The following is a 24300-nucleotide window of genomic DNA, read 5'->3' as shown; positions in this document are numbered from 1 at the left end:
GTGCTAACCCGGTCCGGCTCCTCCCCCCCCGAGTCGGCCGGAGAGACGACCCCCGCTCTCCCCCCCGGCGGGGGTCGTCGCATGTCCGGGCACCTTTTCGCCTCTGTGCGGTGATCCATCGTGATCGTTCTCCCTTCGTGCGGGCTGTGCTGCGGGCGGCCTCCCATTACTCTGCCTCGTCACTGAGCGTAGCGGAAGGGCTGCTCCTGGGAGTCACCGGTATGAGCTACGGAGATATTCACAACTGGCGAGTTGTCCACAGTTTTTCAGCAAGATCCACACCATTTTCCGTTGCCCTGCACGGTGATTCCACCCGCGTAGTTCGCGGACCGCGGGAATCGCAGATCTCACAACCAAGCGAGATCGAAGTAAGTAGGGGGTGGAGATCGTGGCTGGATCTATCACATCGCAGCGGCCGCCGGTCGTCGAAGGGCGTCGGGACGGGCCGCTGATCGTCACCGAAGACATGGAACTGCTCGACGATCTGCTGAGGTTGTGCGCCGCCGCGGGAGCCGAGCCGGACGTCCATCACTCGGTTCCGGAGCAGAGGGGGAGCTGGGAGGGCGCGCCGCTGGTCCTTGTCGGCGACGATGCGGCCGCGCGCTGCCGCGGGGCCACCCGCCGACGCGGCGTGCTGCTGGTCGGGCGCGACCAGGACGACCCGGATGTCTGGCGCCGGGCGGTGGAGATCGGAGCCGACTGCGTGCTGCGGCTGCCCGATGCGGAGGGCTGGCTCGTCGATCGGATCGCCGATGTGGTCGAGGGGGTCGGGCGGTCGGCGCTGACCGTAGGGGTGATCGGCGGCCGGGGCGGGGCGGGGGCATCGACGCTGGCCTGCGCGCTGGCGGTGACAGCGGCCCGAGGCGGTCGCCGCACCATGCTCGTCGACGGCGACCCGCTCGGCGGCGGGCTCGATGTGCTGCTCGGCGGGGAGCAAGCGGAAGGCAGACGATGGCCTGATTTCGCCGCTTCCAAGGGCCGTGTCGCGGGTGGGGCGCTGGAGGAGTCGCTGCCCGAGCTGCATGCGTTGCGGTTGCTCAGCTGGGACCGCGGCGACTCGGTGGTCATCCCGCCGGAGGCGATGCGGTCGGTGCTCGCCGCGGCACGCAGACGCGGCGGGGTGGTGGTCGTGGATCTGCCGCGCCGGGTCGACGAGGGCGTGGCCGAGGCGCTGGCTCAGCTGGATCTGGGGCTGCTTGTGGTCCCTGGCGAGCTGCGGGCGGTCGCCGCGGCGAACCGGGTGGCTTCGACGGTGGGCATGGTGCTCCAGGACCTGCGCGTGGTTGTGCGCGGGCCGTTCGCGGCGGGGCTGGACGAGCAGTGGGTCGCGGACGCCCTGGGACTTCCGCTGGCCGGCGAACTGCCGGCGGAAGCAGGGCTGTTGATCGCACAGGACGGCGGCACCCCGCCGGGCGGGGCGCGCGGGCCACTGGCCAGGTTCTGCACCGCCTTCTGGGAGCGGGCGCTGGCCGGGGGCGGGGTCTCATGACCACCGGACTGCTGGATGCCGTACGACAGCGGCTCGCGGAGAGCGGCGGCGAGCCCACGCCGGCCAGGGTGGCGGCCGCGTTGCGGGCGCAGGGGCGGCTGCTTGGGGACGCCGAAGTGCTCGGCGGCACCGAGAAGTTGCGCTGCGAGCTCGTGGGGACGGGGCCGCTGGAGCCGCTGCTGGCAGATCCGTCCGTGACGGACGTCCTGGTGTCCGCGCCCGACCGGGTGTGGGTGGACCGGGGCCGAGGGCTCGAGCTCACTGAGGTCACCTTCGCGGACGCGGCGTCGGTGCGCAGGCTGGCGCAGCGACTCGCGGCGGTTGCGGAACGGCGGCTGGACGACGCCCGGCCATGGGTGGATGCCCGGCTGCCCGACGGGACGCGGATGCATGCCGTGATCCCGCCGGTCGCGGTCGGGTCGACCTGTCTGTCGCTGCGAGTGGTGCGGCCCAGGGCGTTCTCTGTGGAGGAGCTCGTCGCGGCGGGGACGGTGCCGCCGGGCGGCGACCGCGTACTGCGGGCGCTGATCGAGGCGCGGCTGTCCTTCCTCATCAGCGGTGGCACGGGATCAGGCAAGACAACCTTGCTCTCGAGCCTGCTGGGGCTTGTGGGGGAGCGCGAGCGGATCGTGCTGGCCGAGGATTCGGCGGAGCTCAGACCCGAGCACAGGCATGTGGTCCGCCTGGAGTCGCGTACGGCGAATCAGGAGGGCGCCGGCCGGGTAACGCTGCGGGATCTGGTGCGGCAGGCGTTGCGAATGCGGCCCGACCGGCTGGTGGTGGGGGAGGTGCGAGGAGCCGAGGTGACTGAGCTCCTGGCCGCTTTGAACACCGGTCACGAGGGCGGCTGCGGGACTGTGCACGCCAATGCGGCGGCGGATGTGCCGGCGCGTCTGGAGGCGCTCGGGACGGCGGCGGGGCTCGACCGGGTGGCGTTGCACAGCCAGTTGGCGGCCGCCCTCTCGGTGGTGATCCATCTCGTCCGGGACCGGGGCGGGCAGCGGCGGATCGCCGAGGTGCATGTGCTGGAGCGGGACGCGGCGGGCCTGGTGGTGACCGTGCCCGCACTGCGGTGGGGCGCGGAGGCCTTTGCGCACGAGCGGGGCTGGGAGCGGCTGCGGCCGCTGATCGGAGGTGCTCTGTGATGGCCGCAGAGCCGGTGTACGCGGCCGCGGTGTGCGCGGGGGCCGCGGCATGGCTGACGGTCGGGCGGGACCGGGGGGTCAAGCGGGCGCAGCTGCTGCTTGCGGGCGGCGGCGCCATGCAGATCCCTCCGCGGTGGTCGTGGGAGCGGATGCTGCCCGTGGTCAGGCTCCGGCGGGAGTGGCTGTGCCTGCCGGTGGCCCTCGTCCTCGCCCTACTGGGGGAGTCGATGTTGCCGCTGATCACGGGGGTGGCTGCGGTGCCGCTGGTGAGGCGGCAGCTGAGGGCCCGGGAGGGCAAGCGGGAGCAGGAGCGGCGGGCCGAGGGGGTGATCGCCTTGTGCGGCGCGGTCGCCGGTGAGCTGCGGGCGGGGATGCAGCCCGGGCAGGCGCTGCTGTTCGCCGCCAGATCCACTGGAGCGCTGAGCGGTGCGGAATCCGCGGTGCTGGCCGCGGCGAGGTTCGGGGGCGATGTGCCCCAGGCGCTGCGGGAGGCGGCGCGGGAGCCGGGCGCGGACGGGCTCGCCGGAGTCTCGGCCTGCTGGCAGGTGGCCGTGGACAGCGGGGCGGGCCTGGCCGCCGGGCTCGACCGGCTGGAGGCGGCCCTGCGGGCGGAACGGGATCAACGGGAGGATCTGCGGTCCCAGTTGGAGGGTGCGCGGTCAACGATCCGGCTGCTGGCGCTGCTTCCGCTGGCCGGCCTGGCGATGGGCTCGGCGTTGGGCGCCGAACCGCTGAAGGTGCTGTTTCACACCGCGGCCGGGCTGGCATGTCTGGTGATCGGCGGGCTGCTGGAGGCCGCGGGTCTGTGCTGGGCAGGGCGGATCGTCGGGCAGGGGGCGGAGGCATGACCGGGGACGCCGTCCACAGGCTGGGGGCAGTGGTGTTCGTGCTGGCTGCGATGGCCTGCCTGGTCTTCACTGTCGCGGCGCGACAGCGGGAGCGCCAGGCGCGCAGGCGGATCGAGGCACTCATGGCCATGCAGCGCGCACGGCCGCGGTGGCGGCCGGAGTACCGGGTGTGGGCGCGGAGTTGGGCGGGGCCGCTGGGAGCTGTGGTCACCGGTTACGTCCTGGTGGGAGGTCTGATCGGCTGCGCGGTCGGGCTCGGCGGGGCGTATGGCGTGCGGCGCTGGCAGCAAAGACGTAAGCCTGCCGCCGAAGCCGTGGACCGGCACGCGGGCCGTCAACTCCCGCTCGCCGCCGACCTTCTGGCGGCCTGCATCTCGGCCGGAGCCGGTCCGCGGGAGGCGGCGGAGGCGGTTGGGGACTCGCTGGGCGGGCCGGTCGGCGAGCGGCTTGCGCGGGTGGCGGCCGAGTTGCGGCTCGGAGGTGAGCCGGCACGGGCCTGGGGGTGGTTCGGGCGGATACCGGGCGCGGCGGCGCTGGCCCGCTGTCTGGAGCGGGCCGACTCCACGGGGGCGCCGGCTGCGGAGCCGGTGTCGCGGCTGGCGGAGCGCTTCCGGGCGGACCGGGCGCGTGCGGCAGATGCCCGGGGCCGCAAGGCGCAGGTCCTGATCACCGCTCCGGTGGGGCTGTGCTTCCTGCCCGCCTTCCTGGCGGTCGGGGTGGCCCCGGTTGTGATCGGCCTGGCCGACGGACTGCTGAACGGCAACTGAACGAGATCTATTGGGGGTTGGCATGTGGAATTCAGTACGGGGACGGCTGCGCGGACTGGCGCGCTGGATGCGGAAGAGCTCGACGCGCAGGGACTTGATGCGCAGGGACTCGGGGATGACCACGTCCGAGTACGCGATGGGGACGATCGCCGCGTGCGCCTTCGCCGCGGTTCTGTACAAGGTCGTCACCAGCGGGGCCGTCTCGGGGGCGCTCCAGTCGGTGATCGGGAAGGCGCTCAATGCGCAGTTCTGACCTACCGGAGGAGGCACGGGCGGAGGGGCGTGAGGCTGTGAGTGACCGGGGGGCCGTGACGGCGGAGGCGGCCGTCGCGGTGCCGGCCCTGGTGGTCTTCGCCATGGCCCTGGTCTGGGCGCTGATGGCGGCCTCGGCCCAGATTCAGTGCGTGGACGCGGCGAGGGCAGGGGCGCGGGCCGCGGCCAGATCCGAGCCACAGGCTGCCGCCCTGGCCGCCGGCCGATCAGCGGCCCCTGGCGGTGCCCGGGTCACGCTGGGGCGGTCGGGGGACCTGTGGCGGGTGCGCGTCGAGGCGGACGCCCCAGGACCCGGCGCGCTGGCGTTGACGCTCAGCGCGGAGGCGGCGGCTCTCGCCGAGGACACCGTGGGACAGCCGGACACGGCCGCTCACAGCACCCAAGCGGTGGAACCATGAACCGGGATCGTGAGCGGGACCGTGGGTCGGCGACCGTATGGGTGGCCATGGCGGTGACCGTGTTCTGTACCGTGTTCGCCGTCGTCCTGGCCATGGGGCAGGCGGTGGTCGCCCGCCACCGGGCCGGCTCCGCCGCCGACCTGGCGGTGCTGGCCGCAGCCGACAACGCCCTGCGGGGGACGGCCACCGCCTGCGCGAAGGCGGCCGAGGTGGCCCGGGCACAGGGCGCGGCGGTGGTGCGGTGCGCGGTGCGGGGAGAGATCGCCGAGGTCACGGCGCAGGCCCGCTTCGGCCCGTACGCCCCGACGGTCAGGTCGCGGGCGGGGCCCCCGGGGCTCCCTGTGCGCCACGGTCAGCTCGTGGACGGGGCTCCCGGTCACCCAGGCCCCCCTCGTCCCCCTCGGCTCCCTGGGCCGCCGTAGGCCGGCTCCCGGGCCCCTCCTGGCCCCCACCCGTCCGGGGAGCTAGCTGGACGGGCCTCGCGGGGCCCCTGAACCCCGCTCGGGTCGCTCGGGTTCTCCGGAAAGCTCGCTCGGATCCCCCGGAGCCTCCCCGGGCGGGTCCCCCGGGGCTCCGCGCAGCAGTTCCGTGAGGAGACGGACGGCGCCGCGCTTGTGCAGCGGGTCGTTGCCGTTGCCGCATTTGGGCGACTGGATGCAGGACGGGCAGCCCGCCTCGCACTCGCAGGAGGCGATCGCCTCACGGGTGGCGGTGAGCCACTCGCGAGCGGTGTGGAAGGCCCGTTCGGCGAAGCCCGCGCCACCCGGATGGCCGTCGTACACGAAGACCGTCGGCAGCAGCGTGTCCGGGTGAAGCGGCACGGAGACCCCGCCGATGTCCCAGCGGTCGCAGGTGGCGAAGAGCGGGAGCATCCCGATGGACGCGTGCTCGGCGGCGTGCAGGGCGCCGCCCAGCTGCTCCGGGCCCACCCGGGCGGCGTCCAGCTGGTCCTCGGTGACCGTCCACCACACGGCCCGGGTGCGCAGGGTGCGCGGCGGCAGATCGAGTCTGGTCTCGCCGAGCACCTCACCGGTGATGAGTTTGCGGCGCAGGAAGGAGACGACCTGGTTGGTGACCTCGACGGAGCCGTAGCAGAGGCGTCCGTCGCCCCACGGGATCTCGGTGTCGGTTTCGAGTACGGAGATGGAGGTGGTGTCGCGGGCGGTGGTCGAATACGGCGGGTTGGCCTCCTCGACGAGGGCGACGGAGTCCTCCAGGTCCAGATGCTGCACCAGGTACGTACGGCCCTGGTGGAGGTGGACGGCACCGTCGTGGACCGCGGTGTGGGCGGCCGACTCGTCGACCGTGCCCAGCAGCCGGCCGGTCGCGGCCTCGACGACCTGGACGGGGCGACCGCCCTCGCCCCGGATGTCGGTGAGGTCGGCCGCCCGCTCCCGGCGCGTCCAGTGCCAGCCGGACGCCCGGCGCCGGAGCAGCTTGGCGGCCTCCAGCTGGGGCATCAGCTCGACGGCCGCCGGGCCGAAGAGCTCCAGGTCGGCCTCCGTGAGTGGAATTTCGGCCGCGGCAGCGCACAGATGGGGGGCGAGGACGTAGGGGTTGTCCGGGTCGAGGACCGTGGACTCCACGGGCTGCTGGAACAGCGCCTCGGGATGGTGTACGAGGAAGGTGTCCAGCGGGTCGTCACGGGCGACGAGGACGGCCAGGGCTCCCTGTCCTGACCGGCCCGCGCGGCCCGCCTGCTGCCACAGGGACGCCCGTGTCCCGGGGTAGCCGGCTATGACGACGGCATCGAGGCCCGAGACGTCCACGCCGAGCTCCAGGGCGGTGGTGGCGGCCAGACCGAGCAGCTCGCCGGAGTGCAGCGCCCGCTCCAGGGCGCGGCGCTCCTCCGGGAGGTAACCGCCCCGGTAGGCGGCGACCCGGGCCGGCAGCGACCGGTCCACCTCCGCCAGGCGTTCCTTCGCGATCACGGAGATGAGTTCCGCGCCGCGCCGGGAGCGTACGAAGGCGACGCTGCGGACGCCCTGCACGGTCAGGTCGGTGAGGAGGTCGGCTGCCTCTGCGGTGGCGGTGCGGCGAACGGGGGCGCCCTTCTCGCCGTGCAGCTCCGTGAGCGGTGGCTCCCAGAGGGCGAAGACAAGCTCGCCGCGGGGCGAGGCGTCGTCGGCGACCTCGTGGACGGGCAGGCCGGTGAGCCGGCCGGCGGCCAGGGCGGGTTCCGCGGCGGTGGCGGAGGCGAGGAGGAAGACGGGGTTCGCACCGTAGCGGGCGCACAGGCGGCGAAGGCGGCGCAGCACCTGGGCGACATGGGAGCCGAAGACGCCCCGGTAGGTGTGGCACTCGTCGATGACGACATAGCGCAGGGCGCGCAGGAAGGAGGACCAGCGGGGGTGTGAGGGAAGTATTCCGCGGTGCAGCATGTCCGGATTGGTGAGGACGTACGTGGCGTACTGCCGGACCCATTCGCGTTCCTCGACGGGCGTGTCGCCGTCGTAGACCGCGGGGCGGACGCGGTTGCCGAGCGGCGCGGCGAGCTCTTTCACGGCGCGGCACTGATCGGCGGCGAGTGCCTTGGTCGGGGCGAGGTAGAGGGCGGTCGCGCCTCGACCGTTCGGGGCCTCGGCTCCGTCGAGGAGGGTGGTGAGTACGGGCGCGAGATAGGCGAGGGACTTGCCCGACGCGGTTCCGGTGGCGATCACGACGGACTCGCCGTCCAGGGCGTGCTCGGCGGCGGCCGCCTGGTGGACCCAGGGGTGGTCGATCCCCGCCCGCTGAATGGCGTTGATCACTTCCGGGCGGATGCGGTCGGGCCAGACTGCATGGCGACCCGGTCTCGGGGGCAAGTGCTCCGTATGGGTGATGCGCGTAGCCCGGCTCGCACCTGCGGTGAGCCGGTCGAGGACCGTACCGGGGGAGGGGCGGTTGCCCCCGTTCTCGGTAGGTCGTCTGGGACGGTGTGTCTTGGCCATCGGCACCGAGTGTGTCACTGGCGTAGCGGACAATGGTCTCAAGGCGTCGTGCATGGCTGCTGGTAAGTGATTGAATGCCATCGCGGCTGGCGACCGTCCTCCGACTCCGTCGGGGAGACCTGAAGGGCGGCCGCTCGATAGCAAGGTGCTGGAGGATCCGTGGACCTGTCCCTGTCGACTCGCAATGTGTCCGGCCCTGGTGGCGACCGTACGGTCGTCGAGGTCGGTGGCGAGATTGATGTGTATACCGCGCCCAAGCTGCGCGAGCAGTTGGTCGAGTTGGTGAACGACGGCAACTACCACCTGGTTGTCGACATGGAGGGCGTGGACTTCCTCGACTCCACCGGCCTTGGCGTCCTCGTGGGCGGCCTGAAGCGCGTGCGCGCGCACGAAGGTTCGCTGCGCCTGGTCTGCAACCAGGAGCGCATTCTCAAGATCTTCCGGATCACAGGTCTGACCAAGGTGTTCCCCATCCACACCACGGTCGAGGAGGCTGTCGCGGCCACCGACTGACGGTTGCCGGAGACTGCCGGAAGAAGTGAGGGGCACCGGGCATCCAGCCCGGGCCCCTGAGATGCACGCCCGTACGTCTGAGGGGGATTGCATGGCCACCGTTGAACTCCGCTTCAGTGCTCAGCCTGAGCATGTCAGGACCGCCCGTCTGGTGGCCGCTGCCGTGGCTCGCCGGGCCGGGGTCGACGAGGCAGTGCTCGACGAGGTCCGTCTCGCGGTCGGGGAGGCGTGCAGCCGTGCGGTCGGGCTGCACCGCAGCCATGGCATCACAGCCCCGGTGAGGGTCGTGCTGACCGAGGAGGAGAAGACCTTCTCCATCGAGGTCGTGGACGAGGTCCCTGCAGCGGGCGCCGAAGGGTCCTCTGCGGCCTCCGACGGACGTGGCGGCACGGAACCGGACGTGGAGTCCGAGGACGAGGACGAGATGGGCCTCGCGGTCATCAGCGGCCTCGTCGACGACGTGGAGGTCAGCTCCACGGAGGAGGGTGGCGTGATCCGGATGAGTTGGCCGACGACACCCGTCGCCGTTGAGCCCTGATTTCTGGTGATCGACAACGGGCACGGGACACCGGTCCGTTGATCGTCTCCAGTCAGCCCCACTTGGATGAGGCCCTGCTGAGCAGGGCCTCTTTCCTTTTCTCTAGATCATTTATCGAACGTCAATGCTTTTGCCCCATTACCTCTTTCGGGGCGAGTTTCGGAACCCGATCATTTGCTGAGTAGCAAGTGAAGGTCAATTCCGTTTGTCGCGCTCTGTTTTGATCAGGTTCCGCTACCTACAATCCGTCCACATCTTGAGCTCTGAGCGTCAAGGAGGACGAATGGCGGGGCTCTTCAACCCAGAACTGATCGACCACCCCACTTCTCTCGCAGCCGCAGTACTCACGGACGACAATCGGCTCATCGTGATCGTCATCGCCGCCGTCGCGGTGGCGGCGCTGATCGTCGCGCAGCTGCTGGTGCGCCAAGTGCTCGCGGCGGGCGAGGGCACCGATTCCATGAAGAAGATCGCGGCAGCGGTGCAGGAGGGAGCGAATGCCTATCTGGCACGGCAGTTGCGCACCCTTGGCGTTTTCGCCGTCGTGGTGTTCTTCCTGCTGATGCTTCTTCCCGCGGACGACTGGTCACAGCGCGGCGGACGGTCGGTGTTCTTCCTGGTGGGTGCGCTTTTCTCGGCCGCCACCGGATACATCGGCATGCGTCTTGCCGTACGAGCAAATGTGCGCGTGGCAGCCGCCGCGCGTGAAGCAACCCCGGCGGAGGGCGAGCCGGAAAAGGATCTGACGGCCGTCTCGCACAAGGCCATGAAGATCGCTTTCCGGACGGGAGGCGTGGTCGGCATGTTCACGGTGGGCCTCGGCCTGCTCGGTGCCTCCTGCGTGGTTCTCGTCTACGCGGCCGACGCCCCCAAGGTGCTCGAGGGCTTCGGCCTCGGCGCCGCGCTGATCGCGATGTTCATGCGTGTCGGCGGTGGCATCTTCACCAAGGCCGCCGACGTCGGCGCCGACCTCGTCGGCAAGGTCGAGCAGGGCATCCCCGAGGACGACCCGCGCAACGCCGCGACCATCGCCGACAACGTCGGCGACAACGTCGGTGACTGTGCGGGCATGGCTGCCGACCTCTTCGAGTCGTACGCCGTGACGCTCGTCGCGGCGCTCATTCTCGGCAAGGCGGCATTCGGCGACGCCGGGCTCGCCTTCCCGCTGATCGTCCCGGCGATCGGCGTGGTCACCGCGATGATCGGTATCTTCGCGGTCGCCCCGCGGCGCGCCGACCGCAGCGGAATGACGGCCATCAACCGCGGATTCTTCATCTCCGCACTGATCTCGCTCGCCCTGGTCGCCGCGGCGGTCTTCATCTATCTGCCGTCCTCGTACGCCAAGTTGGACGGCGTCACCGAGGCCGCGATCCGTCTCCACGGCGGAGACCCGAGGGTCCTGGCGCTCGTCGCCGTTGCCATCGGCATCGTGCTCGCGGCCCTGATCCAGCAGTTGACCGGGTACTTCACCGAGACCAACCGGCGTCCCGTACGCGACATCGGCAAGTCCTCGCTGACCGGGCCCGCGACGGTCGTGCTGGCCGGCATCTCCATCGGCCTCGAATCCGCCGTCTACACCGCGCTGTTGATCGGCCTGGCTGTGTACGGGGCGTTCCTGCTCGGCGGTACGTCGATCATGCTCGCCCTCTTCGCGGTCGCGCTGGCCGGCACCGGTCTGCTCACCACGGTCGGCGTCATCGTCGCCATGGACACCTTCGGACCCGTTTCCGACAACGCCCAGGGAATCGCCGAGATGTCGGGCGACGTCACGGGCGCGGGCGCGCAGGTGCTCACCGACCTCGACGCCGTCGGCAACACCACCAAGGCGATCACCAAGGGAATCGCCATCGCAACGGCCGTACTGGCAGCTTCGGCGCTCTTCGGTTCGTACCGCGATGCCATCGCCGGCGCGGCCCGGGACGTCGGCGAGAAGGTCGGCGACGGCGCCCCGATGAACCTCGTGATGGACATCTCGCAGCCCAACAACCTTGTTGGCCTGATCCTCGGCGCCGCGGTCGTCTTCCTGTTCTCCGGGCTGGCGATCAGTGCGGTTTCCCGCTCGGCGGGTGCGGTGGTCTACGAGGTGCGGCGGCAGTTCCGCGAGCACCCCGGGATCATGGACTACACCGAGAAGCCGGAGTACGGGCGCGTCGTCGACATCTGCACCAAGGACGCGCTGCGTGAGCTGGCCACACCGGGTCTGCTCGCCGTGCTGACCCCGATCGCGGTCGGTTTCTCGCTCGGCGTGGGAGCCCTCGGCTCCTTCCTCGCGGGCGCGATCGGCACCGGCACGCTGATGGCCGTCTTCCTCGCCAACTCCGGTGGTGCGTGGGACAACGCCAAGAAGCTGGTCGAGGACGGCCACCACGGCGGCAAGGGCAGCGAGGCCCACGCCGCGACCGTCATCGGCGACACCGTCGGCGACCCGTTCAAGGACACCGCGGGCCCGGCCATCAACCCGCTGCTGAAGGTGATGAACCTGGTGGCGCTGCTGATCGCGCCCGCGGTCATCCAGTTCAGCTACGGGGACGACTCGAGTGCCGGAGTGCGGGCGCTGGTGGCGGTCCTCGCCATCCTCGTCATCACCGGCGCCGTGTACATCTCCAAGCGGCGCGGCATCGCCATGGGTGACGAAGACAACCATGCGGAGCGGAGCGCTAAGTCCCCTGATCCAGCGGTGGTTTCGTAACACCTGCTCAACAGGCGGGCGGGCGGCGCGTATTGACGTGCCGACCGCCCGTCGGCGTGTGGTCGTGAGCCTTGTCTCCCTTGGTGCAAATGGCTTTAATAGCTGATAAATGGGACACACGACATGCGGATGTCGCCCACTTGGCGTGTATGTTCCGGGGCCGAGAGCCTTGGAAGGGACCAATCCGGTGAACAAGAAGCTTGCGGCCGCACTGTCCGGCGGTGCGGTACTGGTACTGGCGCTGTCCGGCTGCAGCAGCGACGACGGTGACAGCAAGGTGAATGCCTGGGCCAAGAAGGTCTGCGACCAGGCACAGCCGCAGATCCAGAAGAGGGCAAACGCCCAGCAGACGATCATCTCGACTGCGGCGGACGGCAAGCCGGCCGACATCCAGGGCGCCGACTCGAAGGCCTTCCAGGACATCGCCGACGCGGACAAGGCGCTCGCCGCCGCCGTGAGCGCCGCCGGTACCCCGCCCGTCGACAACGGCGAAAAGCTCCAGCAGGACGCGGTCAAGGAACTCATCGCCACCGCCACGGCCTACCTCAATCTGAAGAAGCAGGTCGACGGGCTCGACGCCAAGGACCAGCAGAAGTTCGCGGACGGGCTGCAGGGCGTTGCCGACGGTCTGAAGAAGATCGAGACGATGGACCAGGACGCGCTGAAGAAGCTGCAGTCCGGCGCGCTGGGCAAGGCGATGGCGAAGCAGCCCGGCTGCCAGACGGCGAAGGTCTCCAGCCCCGGCGCCGGCTCGTCCGCGTCGGCGACCCCGTCCGCCCCGGTGAAACCGGCCGGATCGGCGTCCCAGAACCCGTCCGGGAAGCCTTCGGCGAAGACCTCCGCGTCCTCGTCCAGCGGGCAGTAGCGGGCGGTAGCGGGCAGTAGCGGCAAGCAGGCCGAGCGGCGGGCATCGGCGGGGCGGCGTTTGCCGTTTCGAGGGCGCGGCGTTTGCCGTCGGCGGTGCGGCGTTTGTCAGTGGCGGCCGCCACAATGGGCAGGTGAGTACGACCAGCCCTGCCCCAGGCCTTCCTTCGCCCGACCACTCGCCCCGGCTGCGTGAAGCCCTCATTGCCGCCGCCTTCACCGCCGACGGACTGCTCGACCTGCTCGGCGCGCCCGCCTATGCCGCCCTCGCCCGCAGCGAGACGGTGCCCGCCCTGCGCGCCACCCGCGCGGACGGCGTGCTCGACACGCTCGTACGGCTGTTTCTGCTCCAGCGACCCGTTGCGTACGAGCGGGCACGGGCCGCGCTGCCGCTCGAGGAGTGCCTGGCCGACGGCTGGGTGGTGCGGGACGGCGACGACGTACGGGCCACGGTGGATGTGCGTCCGTACGGCGGTCCCGAGGGCCAGGACTGGTTCATCGTCTCCGACCTCGGCTGTGCGGTCGGTGGCGCGGGCGGTGCGAGCGGCCAGGGCGAAGAGGTCGTCCTCGGCGTGGGCGGTGCCTCCACCACGCTCGCCGGCATCACCGTGCGTACGCCGGTCGCCTCCGCGCTCGACCTGGGCACCGGCTCCGGCCTCCAGGCGCTGCACGCCTCGCAGCACGCCATCCGGGTCACGGCCACCGATCTGAACCCGCGCGCCCTGCACTTCACCCGGCTCACGCTCGCGCTCTCGGGGGCGCCCGAGGCCGATCTGCGCGAGGGCTCGCTCTTCGAGCCGGTCGGCAAGGACAGGTACGACCTGATCGTGTCGAACCCGCCGTTCGTGATCTCTCCCGGTGCCCGGCTGACCTACCGGGACGGCGGGATGGGCGGCGACGATCTGTGCCGCTCGCTCGTCCAGCAGGCGGGGGACAGGCTGAACGACGGGGGATACGCCCAGTTCCTGGCCAATTGGCAGCACGTGGAGGGGGAGGAGTGGCAGGAGCGGCTGCGCTCCTGGGTGCCGCGCGGCTGTGACGCCTGGATCGTGCAGCGCGAGGTGCAGGACGTGACGCAGTACGCCGAGCTGTGGCTGCGCGACAGCGGTGACCACCGCGGCGACCCCGCCCAGTACGCCGCGCGGTACGACGCATGGCTGGATGAGTTCGAGGCCCGTAAGACCAAGGCTGTCGGCTTCGGCTGGATCACGCTGAGGAAGTCCGGTTCCGAGGACCCGTCGATCGTCGTCGAGGAGTGGCCGCACCCCGTCGAGCAGCCGCTCGGCGAGAGCGTACGGGCGCACTTCGCCCGGCAGGACTATCTGCGGGCGCACGATGACGCGGCCCTGCTTGCCGGGCACTTCACGCTTGTGGCGGAGGTCGTGCAGGAGCAGGTCGGGCTGCCCGGCGCGGAGGACCCGGAGCATGTGGTGCTGCGTCAGAACCGCGGCATGCGCCGGGCCACCAAGGTGGACACGGTCGGCGCGGGCTTCGCAGGTGTGTGCGACGGGTCGCTGAGCGCGGGGCGGATTCTGGACGCGATCGCCCAGTTGCTCGACGAGGACCCGGTGGTCCTGCGCGACCGTACGCCGCAGGCGCTGCGGCTGCTGATCGGGGAGGGCTTCCTGGAACCCGCCGCTCCGGTCGGCTAGGACGATGCGAGGCCGGTGCCGCGGACCGGAACCGTCCCGGACCGCCGCCGAGTTGGCGGCGTGAAGTGGAGGCGTAGTTCGAGCCGATGCCCCATGAGGTGAAACCGGCCAACATCCACAACGAGCCCCGGAAAAGTCGCAGCAAGAAGGGGAGCGGCGGCCTCCGGTCCGGTCCGGTTCACCCGGTACCGCCACCGGGCGGGTGAACCCGTCCGGCGTTCACCCGGAATTCGCATCCATGACGCCCGGAGGTGCCAGCCTCGGCCTGCGGGCACCTCGGCATCAGGGAAGGACCGGGTACGGGCATGGAGAGCGGGCCAGCGATCTTCGCCGGGACGGCGTTCACGCTGTTCGGGGCCGGGCTGCTGCTGTGGACGGGAATGCGCCTTCGGCACCGCGCACCGGTCGCGCACGGAGTGAGTCCCGCCACGGCCGTCGCCCTCGCGACACTCTTCGGTGCCGTCTCCTTCGCCCTCGGCCTCTGGTGTTTCGGCCGCGTCTGATCTGGGGGCATCTGGGCTCCGAGGCGTCTTCGTGCCGGTCCGGGCGGCAGGAATGGCCGGAGTCGGGTTACCGTTCGAGTGGCCGTTGCGGGCTTTTGCCGTTTGACACGGGGGCGGGTTGTACCGTCACACTCCGCAGCGACAGCAGCGTCACAGCAGTGCCGCACCCAGTGCCGCACCGCCGTGGGCGCGCACCGAGCGTCGACCGGAGAGAAGAGCGAAGTTGTCCCCGACCAGCGAGACCGCACAGGGCGGCCGCCGACTCGTGATCGTCGAGTCGCCTGCCAAGGCGAAGACGATCAAGGGCTACCTCGGCCCCGGCTATGTCGTCGAGGCAAGCGTCGGGCACATCCGCGACCTCCCGAACGGCGCCGCCGAGGTGCCCGAGAAGTACACCGGCGAGGTGCGCCGCCTCGGTGTCGACGTCGAGAATGACTTCCAGCCGATCTATGTCGTCAACGCCGACAAGAAGGCCCAGGTCAGGAAGCTCAAGGAGCAGCTCGCCCAGTCCGACGAGCTCTTCCTCGCCACCGATGAGGACCGCGAGGGCGAGGCCATCGCCTGGCACCTCCTCGAGGTGCTGAAGCCCAAGGTCCCGGTCCACCGGATGGTCTTCCACGAGATCACCAAGGAAGCGATCCGCGACGCCGTCGCCAACCCGCGCGAGCTCAACAAGCGCATGGTCGACGCCCAGGAAACCCGCCGTATCCTCGACCGCCTCTACGGCTACGAGGTCTCGCCGGTCCTGTGGAAGAAGGTCATGCCGCGGTTGTCCGCCGGCCGTGTGCAGTCCGTCGCGACCCGGCTCGTCGTCGAGCGTGAGCGCGAGCGCATCGCCTTCCGCTCCGCCGAGTACTGGGACCTGACCGGCACGTTCTCCACCGGCCGCGCCGGTGACGCGTCCGACCCCTCCCTCTTCACGGCCCGCCTGAACACGGTCGACGGACAGCGCGTCGCCCAGGGCCGCGACTTCGGCTCGGACGGCCGGCTGAAGTCCGGCCAGGTCCTGCACCTGGACGAGGCGAACGCCCGCGCGCTCGCCGCCGCACTCGAAAACGCCTCGTTCGCGGTCCGCTCGGTCGAGTCGAAGCCGTACCGTCGCTCTCCGTACGCACCTTTCCGTACGACCACGCTGCAGCAGGAGGCCTCCCGCAAGCTGGGCTTCGGGGCCAAGGCCACCATGCAGGTGGCGCAGAAGCTGTACGAGAACGGCTTCATCACCTACATGCGTACGGACTCCACGACGCTCTCCGACACCGCGATCCAGGCCGCCCGGGCGCAGGTCACGCAGCTGTACGGCGCCAACTACCTGCCGGACAAGCCGCGCACGTACGCCGGGAAGGTCAAGAACGCGCAGGAGGCGCACGAGGCGATTCGCCCCTCGGGCGACCGTTTCCGCACGCCCGCCGAGACGGGTCTGACCGGCGACCAGTTCAAGCTCTACGAGCTGATCTGGAAGCGGACCGTCGCGTCCCAGATGAAGGACGCGGTCGGAAACTCGGTGACCGTGAAGATCGGCGGCCGGGCGAGCGACGGCCGCGACGCCGAGTTCTCCGCGTCCGGCAAGACGATCACCTTCCACGGCTTCATGAAGGCGTACGTGGAGGGTGCCGACGACCCGAACGCCGAGCTCGACGACCGCGAGCGCCGTCTTCCGCAGGTCGCCGAGGGCGACGCCCTGTCCGCCGAGGAGATCTCGGTCGACGGCCACGCGACCAAGCCGCCGGCCCGCTACACCGAGGCCTCGCTGGTCAAGGAGCTGGAAGAGCGCGAGATCGGCCGCCCGTCGACCTACGCGTCGATCATCGGCACCATCCTCGACCGCGGCTATGTCTTCAAGAAGGGGACGGCGCTCGTGCCCTCCTTCCTGAGCTTTGCCGTGGTCAACCTGCTGGAGAAGCACTTCGGCCGACTCGTCGACTACGACTTCACCGCGAGGATGGAGGACGACCTCGACCGCATCGCGCGGGGCGAGGCGCAGGCCGTGCCGTGGCTGAAGCGCTTCTACTTCGGCGAGGGCGACGACTCGGGCGCCGCGTCCGGCGCGGGCAACGGCGACGGGGACCACCTCGGTGGCCTCAAGGAGCTGGTGACGGACCTCGGCGCGATCGACGCCCGGGAGATCTCCAGCTTCCCGGTCGGCGAGGGGATCGTGCTGCGCGTCGGCCGGTACGGCCCGTACATCGAGCGCGGCGAGAAGGACGCGGAGGGCCACCAGCGCGCGGACGTCCCGGACGACCTCGCTCCGGACGAGCTCACCGTGGAGTACGCGGAGGAGCTGCTGGCCAAGCCGAGCGGCGACTTCGAGCTGGGTGCGGACCCGGTCACCGGGCACCAGATCATCGCGCGGGACGGCCGGTACGGCCCGTATGTGACCGAGGTGCTGCCCGAGGGAACCCCGAAGACCGGCAAGAACGCGGTCAAGCCGCGGACGGCCTCGCTCTTCAAGTCGATGTCGCTGGACACGGTCACGCTCGAGGACGCGCTGAAGCTGATGTCCCTGCCGCGTGTGGTGGGCAAGGACGCCGAAGGCGTCGAGATCACCGCGCAGAACGGCCGGTACGGCCCGTATCTGAAGAAGGGCACGGACTCGCGCTCGCTGGAGACCGAGGACCAGCTCTTCAACATCACGCTGGAAGAGGCTCTCGCGATCTACGCGCAGCCGAAGCAGCGCGGGCGGGCCGCCGCCAAGCCGCCGCTGAAGGAGCTGGGTACCGACCCGGTCAGCGAGCGTCCTGTGGTGGTCAAGGACGGGCGCTTCGGTCCGTACGTCACCGACGGCGAGACGAACGCGACGCTGCGCACGGGCGACAGTGTCGAGGACATCACGCCGGAGCGCGGCTACGAGCTGCTCGCCGAGAAGCGCGCCAAGGGGCCCGCCAAGAAGAAGACGGCGAAGAAGGCCCCGGCCAAGAAGGCGCCTGCGAAGAAGACCGCAGCCAAGAAGACGGTGGCCAAGAAGACCGTCGCGAAGAAGACAACGGCGGCCGCGGCGAAGAAGACGGCCGCGTCGGCGAAGGCCTCGACGGCTCCGGCGGACGACGAGTAGGACCAGCGGCAGGACGAGTGGTCGGATTCCGTACGGGCGCTCTGTGCGGGGGAGCTTTCGCACCCTCCGCGCAAAGCGCCCGTATGTTCGGACAGGCCTCCGGGGAGCGCGGCGCTCCGGATAGGCTGGGCGGATGACGCGAGCCGAGCAGCCAGCCGAGCAGCAGGCGGTCGTGAGCACCGTCTCAGAGACTGCCTCAGACTCCGACGCATCCGAGGCACTTGCCGCGGACTCACGCGAGCGCGCGCTACGCGCCCTGTTGCGCTTCCCGCCGCTGAGGCGCCTCTGGAACGCCCAGGTGGTGGGCGGTGTCGGGGACTCCCTCGCGATTTTCGTGCTGCTGCTGCTGACGCTTCAGGCGGCGGTCCTGCAGGGCACGTTCGGCGGCGGCTACCGCGGCGCCGCCGTCGCCGTTGCCGCGGTGCTCGGCGCGCGCGTGCTCTCCACGCTGCTCTTCGGTGCCGTACTGCTCGGCCCACTCACCACCCTCACCTCGCCCAAGGGCCCGCTCGACCGGCGCTGGACCATGATCGGCGCGGACGGGCTGCGTCTTGCGCTCCTCGTGGTCGCACCGCTGTGGATCGACTGGACCCCTGACAACGCGCCCGCGATCCTGCTGAGCACCGTCTTCGTCACGGGCGTCGCCGAGCGTTTCTGGACGGTCGCGAGGGACGGCGCGGCCCCCGCGCTGCTGCCCGCCCCGCCGCCGGAGGGCGCGGCGGTGCGTCCGCTGCCGGACCACCTCGACGCGCTGCGCCGGCTCTGGCTGCGTACAAGCTTCGCCGTCATCCCGGCGGGGGCTGCGGCGCTGCTGCTTGCCACGCTCATCGGCAACCTCCTCGGCTCGGGCATCGACTGGTTCTCGCTGCACCAGGCGGCGCTCGGTTCCTATGTCGCGGCCGGTCTCTTCGCCGCGTCCATCTCGACGCTGTACTTCGTGGAGCTGCCCGGCTCGCAGACCCCGCGGCCGCGTTCGCCGCTCGAAGGGCTGCGCCGCCCCTCCACCGGCAACGGTCTGGACAAGGGGCGTACGGGCGCCATACCGCTGTTCGTCCTCGGCTGCGCCGCGGTCGCGGGTGCGATCTCCTCGGCCGTTGCCGTCTCCGTACTGCACGCCTTCGACCTCGGTGGCGGGCCCGCCGCCTTTGCGCTGCTCGTGCTCGCGCTGACCGGCGGCACGGGCCTCGGCATCCGCGGTGGCGCGTCCGTACTGCCCACGCTCTCCCGCCGGCGCCTGCTGGCCCTCGCGCTCGCGGTCACCGGGATCGCGCTGCTTGCCATGGGGCTGGTTCCGGACACGGCGAGCGTGCTGTTCATCGCGCTGCTCGCGGGTCTTGCGGCCGGCGTCGCCGCGAGCACCGGGCACGCGCTCATCGACCAGGAGTCGGAGGACTTCCGGCGGCCCCGGATCACCGAACACCTCCAGGCGGTCGTCCGGGTCGCCATCGGCCTCGGTGCGCTCGCGGCGCCGCTGCTCGCCTCGATGATCGGGCCGCACCGCCTCGCGAGCGGTGACTTCGTCTTCGCGCACGGCGGAGCGGCCTTCACGCTGATGCTGGTCGGGGCGCTGCTGCTGCCCGTCGCTGCGATCGTTCTGGCGAAGACGGACGACCGGGCGGGCGTGCCGCTGCGCCGCGATCTGGGTGACGCGCTGCGCGGCGGTGCGGACCCGGCCCAGGCTCCGGCCGCGACCGGATTCTTCATCGCCATAGAGGGCGGCGACGGGGCCGGTAAGTCCACCCAGGTCGAGGCACTGGCGGAGTGGATCCGGGCGAAGGGCCACGAGGTCGTCGTCACGCGCGAGCCGGGTGCGACGCCGATCGGGAAGCGGCTGCGGTCGATCCTGCTGGACGTGTCGTCGGCGGGGCTCTCGAACCGCGCGGAGGCGCTGCTGTACGCCGCCGACCGCGCCGAGCACGTCGATTCGGTCGTACGGCCGGCGCTGGAGCGCGGCGCGATCGTCATCTCCGACCGCTACATCGACTCGTCGGTCGCCTACCAGGGCGCGGGTCGCGATCTTTCGCCCACCGAGATCGCCCGGATCAACCGCTGGGCGACGGACGGTCTCGTACCGCATCTGACGGTACTGCTCGACGTCTCGCCGGAGGCGGCGCGGGAGCGGTTCACGGAGGCGCCGGACCGTCTTGAGTCGGAGCCGGCGGAGTTCCACCAGCGGGTGCGTGCCGGGTTCCTGACGCTGGCCGCGGCCGATCCCGGCCGCTATCTGGTGGTGGACGCGGTCCAGGACCCCGAGTCGGTCACCACCGTCGTACGCCACCGGCTCGACCAGTTGCTGCCGCTGTCCGCCGCCGAGGTGAAGGCGCAGGAGGAGGCGCGCAAGGCGGCCGAGGCGGAGGCCAGGCGCAGGGCCGAGGAAGAGGCCGCACGCAAGGCGGAGGAAGAGCGACTCGAGCGCGAGCGGCAGGAACAGCTCGCGAAGCTCCGCGCCGAGGAGGAGGAGCGCAAGCGCCGCGAGCTGGAGGAGGCGCGGCAGCGCGAGGCCGAACGGCAGGCGGAGGAGGCCAGGCGCAGGGCCGAGGAGGCCCGGCGGCTCGCCGAGGAGGAGCGGGCGCGGCGGCTCGCGGAGGAGAAGACGCGCCGGGAGGAAGAGGAACGGCGGCGCAAGCAGGCGGAGGAGGAGGCCCGACTGCGGGCGGAGGCGGAGGAACGGCGTCTCGAGAAGCAGCGCAAGGCGGAAGAGGCGCTGATGAGGGCGGAGGAGGCGCGGCGGCAGGCCGAGGCTTCCGCGGCTGCTTCTGCCTCTGCCTCTGCTGCTGTGGCCTCGACCACGGATGTGACGGTGCCGACTCCGGTGGTGAAGCCGGACGAGGTGACCCAGGAGGTGCGGAAGCCGACGCCTGCGGCGGCCGACGAGACGGCCGTGCTGCCGAAGGTCCCGGACGGTGCGGACGAGACGACGGTGCTTCCGCCGGTGCGGGACGCGGACGAGACGACGGTGCTTCCGCCGGTGCGGGACGCGGACGAGACGACGGTGCTTCCGCCGGTACGGGAGGACGGGGATCCGGCCGGCCGGGTCCCGCCGGGCATCTTCCGCGACGGGAGTGGACGTCCGGCCGCGGGCGGAGCCTCGAACGACCGCACCCGCGAACTCCCGCAGGTCGACCCGCAGTCGGGCCGCTCGCGCCGCCGCTCGGACTGGGCCGAGGAGACCCCGCTGGACGACCTGCCCACCCTGGCGGACGAATTGCTGGGCCCGCACGAGGACGACGACGAGGGCAGGGGCAGGCGCTGACGCCCGGGTGGTGACGGCCTGAGGGCAAGCGACCCGCCCGCTCGGCCGTCACTGTCAGACCCGTCCCCCACAATGGGAGATCCCTGCAAGGGGAGACTTCAGCACGGGACATCCAGCACGAAAGGCGGTGACGGCGCATGACCGTCTGGGACGACCTCGTCGGCCAGGACCGCGTCCAGGCGCAGCTCTCCGCCGCCGCCCGGGACGCCGATGCCCGCGTCACCGCCGAGGCTCGCGGTGAGCGGTCGGCCGACGCCTCGAAGATGACGCACGCCTGGCTGTTCACCGGGCCCCCCGGCTCCGGGCGGTCCACCGCCGCGCGGGCGTTCGGGGCCGCGTTGCAGTGCACCAGCCCCGACCGGGCACTCGGCGGTGAGCCGGGCTGCGGGTTCTGCGACGGCTGTCACACCACCCTCGTCGGTACGCACGCCGACATCGAGGTCGTCCGCACCGACCTGCTCTCCATCGGCGTCAAGGAGACCCGCGACCTCGTCCGCCGGGCCCAGCTGTCCCCGGCCGGCGGCCGCTGGCAGGTGATCATCCTGGAGGACGCCGACCGCCTCACGGAGGGCGCGGGCAATGTCTTGCTGAAGGCCGTCGAGGAGCCCGCCGCCCGCACGGTATGGCTGCTCTGCGCACCGTCGCTGGAGGACGTGCTGCCCACCATCCGCTCCCGCTGCCGCCACCTGACCCTGCGTACGCCCCCGGTCGACGCCGTCGCCGACGTACTGATCCGGCGGGACGGCATCGAGCCCGACGTCGCGATGGCCGCCGCCCGCGCCACGCAGGGGCACATCGGCCGGGCCCGCCGGCTGGCGACCGACGAGCGGGCCCAGGCCCGGCGCGCCACCGTGCTCAGGCTGCCGCTGCGCGTCGAGGACATCGGCGGCTGCCTGAAGGCCTCCCAGGAGCTGATCGACGCCGCGGCCGAGGACGCCAACCAGGTCGCCGAGGAGATCGACGTCAAGGAGACCGAGGACCTCAAGGTGGCTCTCGGCGCCTCCGCGGGCGGGCGGATGCCGCGCGGGACCGCCGGGGCGATGAAGGAGCTGGAGGACAGGCAGAAGCGCCGCAAGACGCGTACGCAGCGGGACAGCCTGGATCTCGCGCTCACCGATCTGACCGGCTTCTACCGCGATGTGCTGGCCCTCCAGATGGGCTCGGAGATCGCGCTCGCCAATGGCGACGTACGGGATGCGCTGGACCGGATCGCCCGCGCCTCGACCCCCGAGGGCACTCTGCGGCGGATAGAGGCAGTTGTCGCCTGCCGCCAGGCCCTGGACAGCAATGTGGCGCCGTTGCTGGCGGTGGAGGCGATGACGGTGGCGCTCCGTGCGGGCTGACGGCGGCGGGGCCTCCCGGGTGCCTGACGGCCCGCTGAGGGGGTTGACCGGCTCACCCGAATGAGCGCGGTACGGTGCCGTCGCCCACCGGCCGACTAGGCTCCAAGGATGGACACCAGGCGACTGCTGCGTATCTCCGCCCTCGCGCTGACCACGGTCGGCCTGCTGATCTCAGGCTGCACGGGCGGGAGTTCTTCGCCGAGCGCCTCCGCGAACGCCTCCACCCCGGACGGCGGGTCCGCACCCAACGCCGCGCTCAAGCCGTACTACACGCAGCAGTTGAAGTGGCGGCCCTGCGGCGTCACAGGTTTCGACTGCGCCACCATGAAGGCGCCGCTGGACTACGCCAAGCCCAGCGGGGAGTCCATCAAACTGGCCGTCGCCCGCAAGAAGGCCACCGGCCCCGGCAAGCGCCTCGGCTCGCTGCTCGTCAACCCGGGCGGCCCCGGCGGCTCGGCCGTCGGCTATCTCCAGGGGTACGCGGGCATCGGCTACCCCGCCCCCGTACGCGCCCGCTACGACATGGTCGCCGTCGACCCCCGCGGCGTCGCCCGCAGCGAGCCCGTCGAGTGCCTCACGGGCAAGGAGATGGACACGTACACGCAGGTCGACCAGACCCCTGACGACGCCGCCGAGACGACCCGCCTCGCCACATCGCTGAACGACTTCGCGGCGGGTTGCAAGGAGCGTTCGGGCAAGATCCTGCCGCATGTCTCCACCGTCGAGGCGGCCCGCGACATGGACATCCTGCGCGCCGTGCTGGGCGACGAGAAGCTGTCGTACGTAGGGGCTTCGTACGGCACCTTCCTGGGCGCGACGTACGCCGAACTCTTCCCCGACCGCACCGGCCGCCTCGTCCTCGACGGCGCGATGGACCCGTCGCTGCCGGCCCGCGCGATGAACCGCGACCAGACCGCGGGCTTCGAGGTCGCGTTCCAGTCCTTCGCCGCCGACTGCGTCAAGAGGAAGGGCTGCCCGCTCGGCACCACCTCCGCCGCGGATGCCTCGGCCCGCCTCAAGGCCTTCTTCGCCGCGCTCGACGCCAAGCCGGTCCCGACCGGCGAGAGCCGCAGGCTCGGCGAGTCACTGGCGACCATCGGAGTGATCGCCGCGATGTACGACGAGAGCACCTGGCCCCAGCTGCGCGAGGCTCTCGCGAGCGCCATGGCCGGCAACGGCGCGGCTCTCCTCGCGCTCGCCGACAGCTACTACGAACGCGAGGAAGACGGCTCGTACGCGAACCTGATGTATGCCAACGCCGCCGTGAACTGCCTCGACCTGCCGCCCGCCTTCACCGCCCCCGAGGCGGTGCAGTCCGCGCTCCCCGAGTTCGAGAAGGCCTCCCCGGTCTTCGGCAGGGGCTTCGCCTGGGCCTCGCTGAACTGCGCGTACTGGCCGACCCCCGCGACCGGCAAGCCGCACCGCATCGAGGCCAAGGGCGCGGCCCCGATCGTGGTCGTCGGCACCACCCGGGACCCGGCCACCCCCTACAAGTGGGCGCAGGGGCTGGCCGGGCAGCTCTCCTCGGGATCCCTGCTCACGTACGAGGGCGACGGTCACACGGCGTACGGGCGCGGTAGCGACTGCATCGACACGGCGATCAACACCTACCTGCTGGACGGCACGGTTCCGCCGGAGAACAAGCGCTGCCGCTGACGGCGTCAGCGGGCCACCGGGAGGTGGTTCGGGGCACCCAAAACAACCCTGTAGACTTGGCGCCGCTGCTGATGCGAACGTGTCTTCGCGAGGACGGGTATATCCGCAGCTTGCCGCCTTAGCTCAGTTGGCCAGAGCAACGCACTCGTAATGCGTAGGTCTCGGGTTCGAATCCCGAAGGCGGCTCCACTGAAGCCCGGCTCAGACCCTGTCTGAGCCGGGCTTTTTCGTTCAGCGGACCCGACGATGACGCCGCGCACGTGCCGCTCGGCTGTCTGTGGTCTCAGTGATGTCCAGCGACCGAGGCCTGAGCTTCAGCACCGCGATGGCGGTGAGGTACGTTCTCCATCCACTGGTCCACGGTCGGCTTACGTCCAGCCGCGGGGCGCG

The 24300-nt window shown here is 71.2% G+C and carries 18 protein-coding genes and 1 tRNA gene; 18 read left to right on the top strand and 1 reads right to left on the bottom strand.

The window, feature by feature from the left end:
- Positions 1–388: 388 nt before the first annotated feature.
- From ssd to ACI2LP_RS30665, 7 genes are all read left to right on the top strand, one after another.
- Entirely contained in the window at positions 389–1489 is a 1101-nt protein-coding gene (gene ssd, locus ACI2LP_RS30695) for a septum site-determining protein Ssd (RefSeq protein WP_404727791.1), read from the top strand.
- A complete protein-coding gene (locus tag ACI2LP_RS30690) occupies positions 1486–2634 on the top strand; it encodes a TadA family conjugal transfer-associated ATPase (protein ID WP_404727790.1) in 1149 nt (382 codons plus the stop codon). Before ssd ends, ACI2LP_RS30690 begins: the two co-directional genes overlap by 4 nt.
- Entirely contained in the window at positions 2634–3482 is an 849-nt protein-coding gene (locus ACI2LP_RS30685) for a type II secretion system F family protein (protein ID WP_404727789.1), read from the top strand. Before ACI2LP_RS30690 ends, ACI2LP_RS30685 begins: the two co-directional genes overlap by 1 nt.
- Positions 3479–4249: a type II secretion system F family protein gene (locus tag ACI2LP_RS30680; RefSeq protein WP_404727788.1), complete on the top strand. Its 771-nt coding sequence runs from the start codon at positions 3479–3481 to the stop codon at positions 4247–4249. The genes ACI2LP_RS30685 and ACI2LP_RS30680 overlap by 4 nt, the downstream gene beginning before the upstream one ends.
- Before the next feature lie 67 nt (positions 4250–4316).
- Positions 4317–4502 carry a DUF4244 domain-containing protein gene (locus ACI2LP_RS30675; RefSeq protein ID WP_404727800.1) on the top strand — a complete coding sequence of 62 codons (186 nt, stop codon included), beginning with the start codon at positions 4317–4319 and terminating at the stop codon, positions 4500–4502.
- 37 nt (positions 4503–4539) lie between these two features.
- Entirely contained in the window at positions 4540–4920 is a 381-nt protein-coding gene (locus ACI2LP_RS30670; RefSeq protein ID WP_404727787.1) for a TadE family type IV pilus minor pilin, read from the top strand.
- The gene (locus ACI2LP_RS30665) at positions 4917–5342 is read left to right on the top strand and encodes an Rv3654c family TadE-like protein (RefSeq protein WP_404727786.1); all 426 of its coding nucleotides are present in this window, start codon (positions 4917–4919) and stop codon (positions 5340–5342) included. The genes ACI2LP_RS30670 and ACI2LP_RS30665 overlap by 4 nt, the downstream gene beginning before the upstream one ends.
- Before the next feature lie 42 nt (positions 5343–5384).
- Here ACI2LP_RS30665 and ACI2LP_RS30660 read toward each other — a convergent pair whose 3' ends face one another.
- Positions 5385–7931 carry a DEAD/DEAH box helicase gene (locus tag ACI2LP_RS30660; RefSeq protein ID WP_404727785.1) on the bottom strand — a complete coding sequence of 849 codons (2547 nt, stop codon included), beginning with the start codon at positions 7929–7931 and terminating at the stop codon, positions 5385–5387.
- A 78-nt stretch (positions 7932–8009) separates the two neighbouring features.
- Here ACI2LP_RS30660 and ACI2LP_RS30655 point away from each other — a divergent pair, with 78 nt between their 5' ends.
- The 11 genes from ACI2LP_RS30655 (at position 8010) to ACI2LP_RS30605 (ending at position 24099) form a co-directional block, all read left to right on the top strand.
- Complete coding sequence (locus ACI2LP_RS30655; protein ID WP_215097290.1) at positions 8010–8363, top strand: STAS domain-containing protein; 354 nt, start codon at positions 8010–8012, stop codon at positions 8361–8363.
- A gap of 91 nt (positions 8364–8454) precedes the next feature.
- Entirely contained in the window at positions 8455–8901 is a 447-nt protein-coding gene (locus tag ACI2LP_RS30650; protein ID WP_404727784.1) for an ATP-binding protein, read from the top strand.
- 283 nt (positions 8902–9184) lie between these two features.
- A complete protein-coding gene (locus ACI2LP_RS30645; RefSeq protein ID WP_404727783.1) occupies positions 9185–11590 on the top strand; it encodes a sodium-translocating pyrophosphatase in 2406 nt (801 codons plus the stop codon).
- A gap of 187 nt (positions 11591–11777) precedes the next feature.
- Positions 11778–12455 carry a small secreted protein gene (locus tag ACI2LP_RS30640; RefSeq protein WP_404727782.1) on the top strand — a complete coding sequence of 226 codons (678 nt, stop codon included), beginning with the start codon at positions 11778–11780 and terminating at the stop codon, positions 12453–12455.
- A gap of 133 nt (positions 12456–12588) precedes the next feature.
- The gene (locus ACI2LP_RS30635) at positions 12589–14106 is read left to right on the top strand and encodes a methyltransferase (protein ID WP_404727781.1); all 1518 of its coding nucleotides are present in this window, start codon (positions 12589–12591) and stop codon (positions 14104–14106) included.
- 305 nt (positions 14107–14411) lie between these two features.
- On the top strand, positions 14412–14609 hold the full coding sequence (locus ACI2LP_RS30630; protein ID WP_404727780.1) for a hypothetical protein: 198 nt from the start codon (positions 14412–14414) through the stop codon (positions 14607–14609).
- A 223-nt stretch (positions 14610–14832) separates the two neighbouring features.
- Positions 14833–17658 (top strand): type I DNA topoisomerase, encoded by a 2826-nt coding sequence (gene topA / locus ACI2LP_RS30625; protein WP_404727779.1) that lies wholly within the window; start codon positions 14833–14835, stop codon positions 17656–17658.
- A gap of 133 nt (positions 17659–17791) precedes the next feature.
- Complete coding sequence (gene tmk / locus ACI2LP_RS30620) at positions 17792–20911, top strand: dTMP kinase (protein ID WP_404727778.1); 3120 nt, start codon at positions 17792–17794, stop codon at positions 20909–20911.
- A 137-nt stretch (positions 20912–21048) separates the two neighbouring features.
- Complete coding sequence (locus tag ACI2LP_RS30615) at positions 21049–22254, top strand: DNA polymerase III subunit delta' (protein WP_404727777.1); 1206 nt, start codon at positions 21049–21051, stop codon at positions 22252–22254.
- A 108-nt stretch (positions 22255–22362) separates the two neighbouring features.
- On the top strand, positions 22363–23910 hold the full coding sequence (locus tag ACI2LP_RS30610) for an alpha/beta hydrolase (protein WP_404727776.1): 1548 nt from the start codon (positions 22363–22365) through the stop codon (positions 23908–23910).
- 112 nt (positions 23911–24022) lie between these two features.
- Positions 24023–24099, top strand: a tRNA-Thr gene (locus ACI2LP_RS30605).
- The last annotated feature ends 201 nt before the right edge of the window (positions 24100–24300 follow it).

The sequence above is a fragment of the Streptomyces sp. NPDC019890 genome, from assembly GCF_044903445.1.
GTDB lineage: Bacteria > Actinomycetota > Actinomycetes > Streptomycetales > Streptomycetaceae > Streptomyces.
Note: the sequence above shows the minus strand (reverse complement) of the source record. Positions and strands in the feature narration are given on the sequence as shown.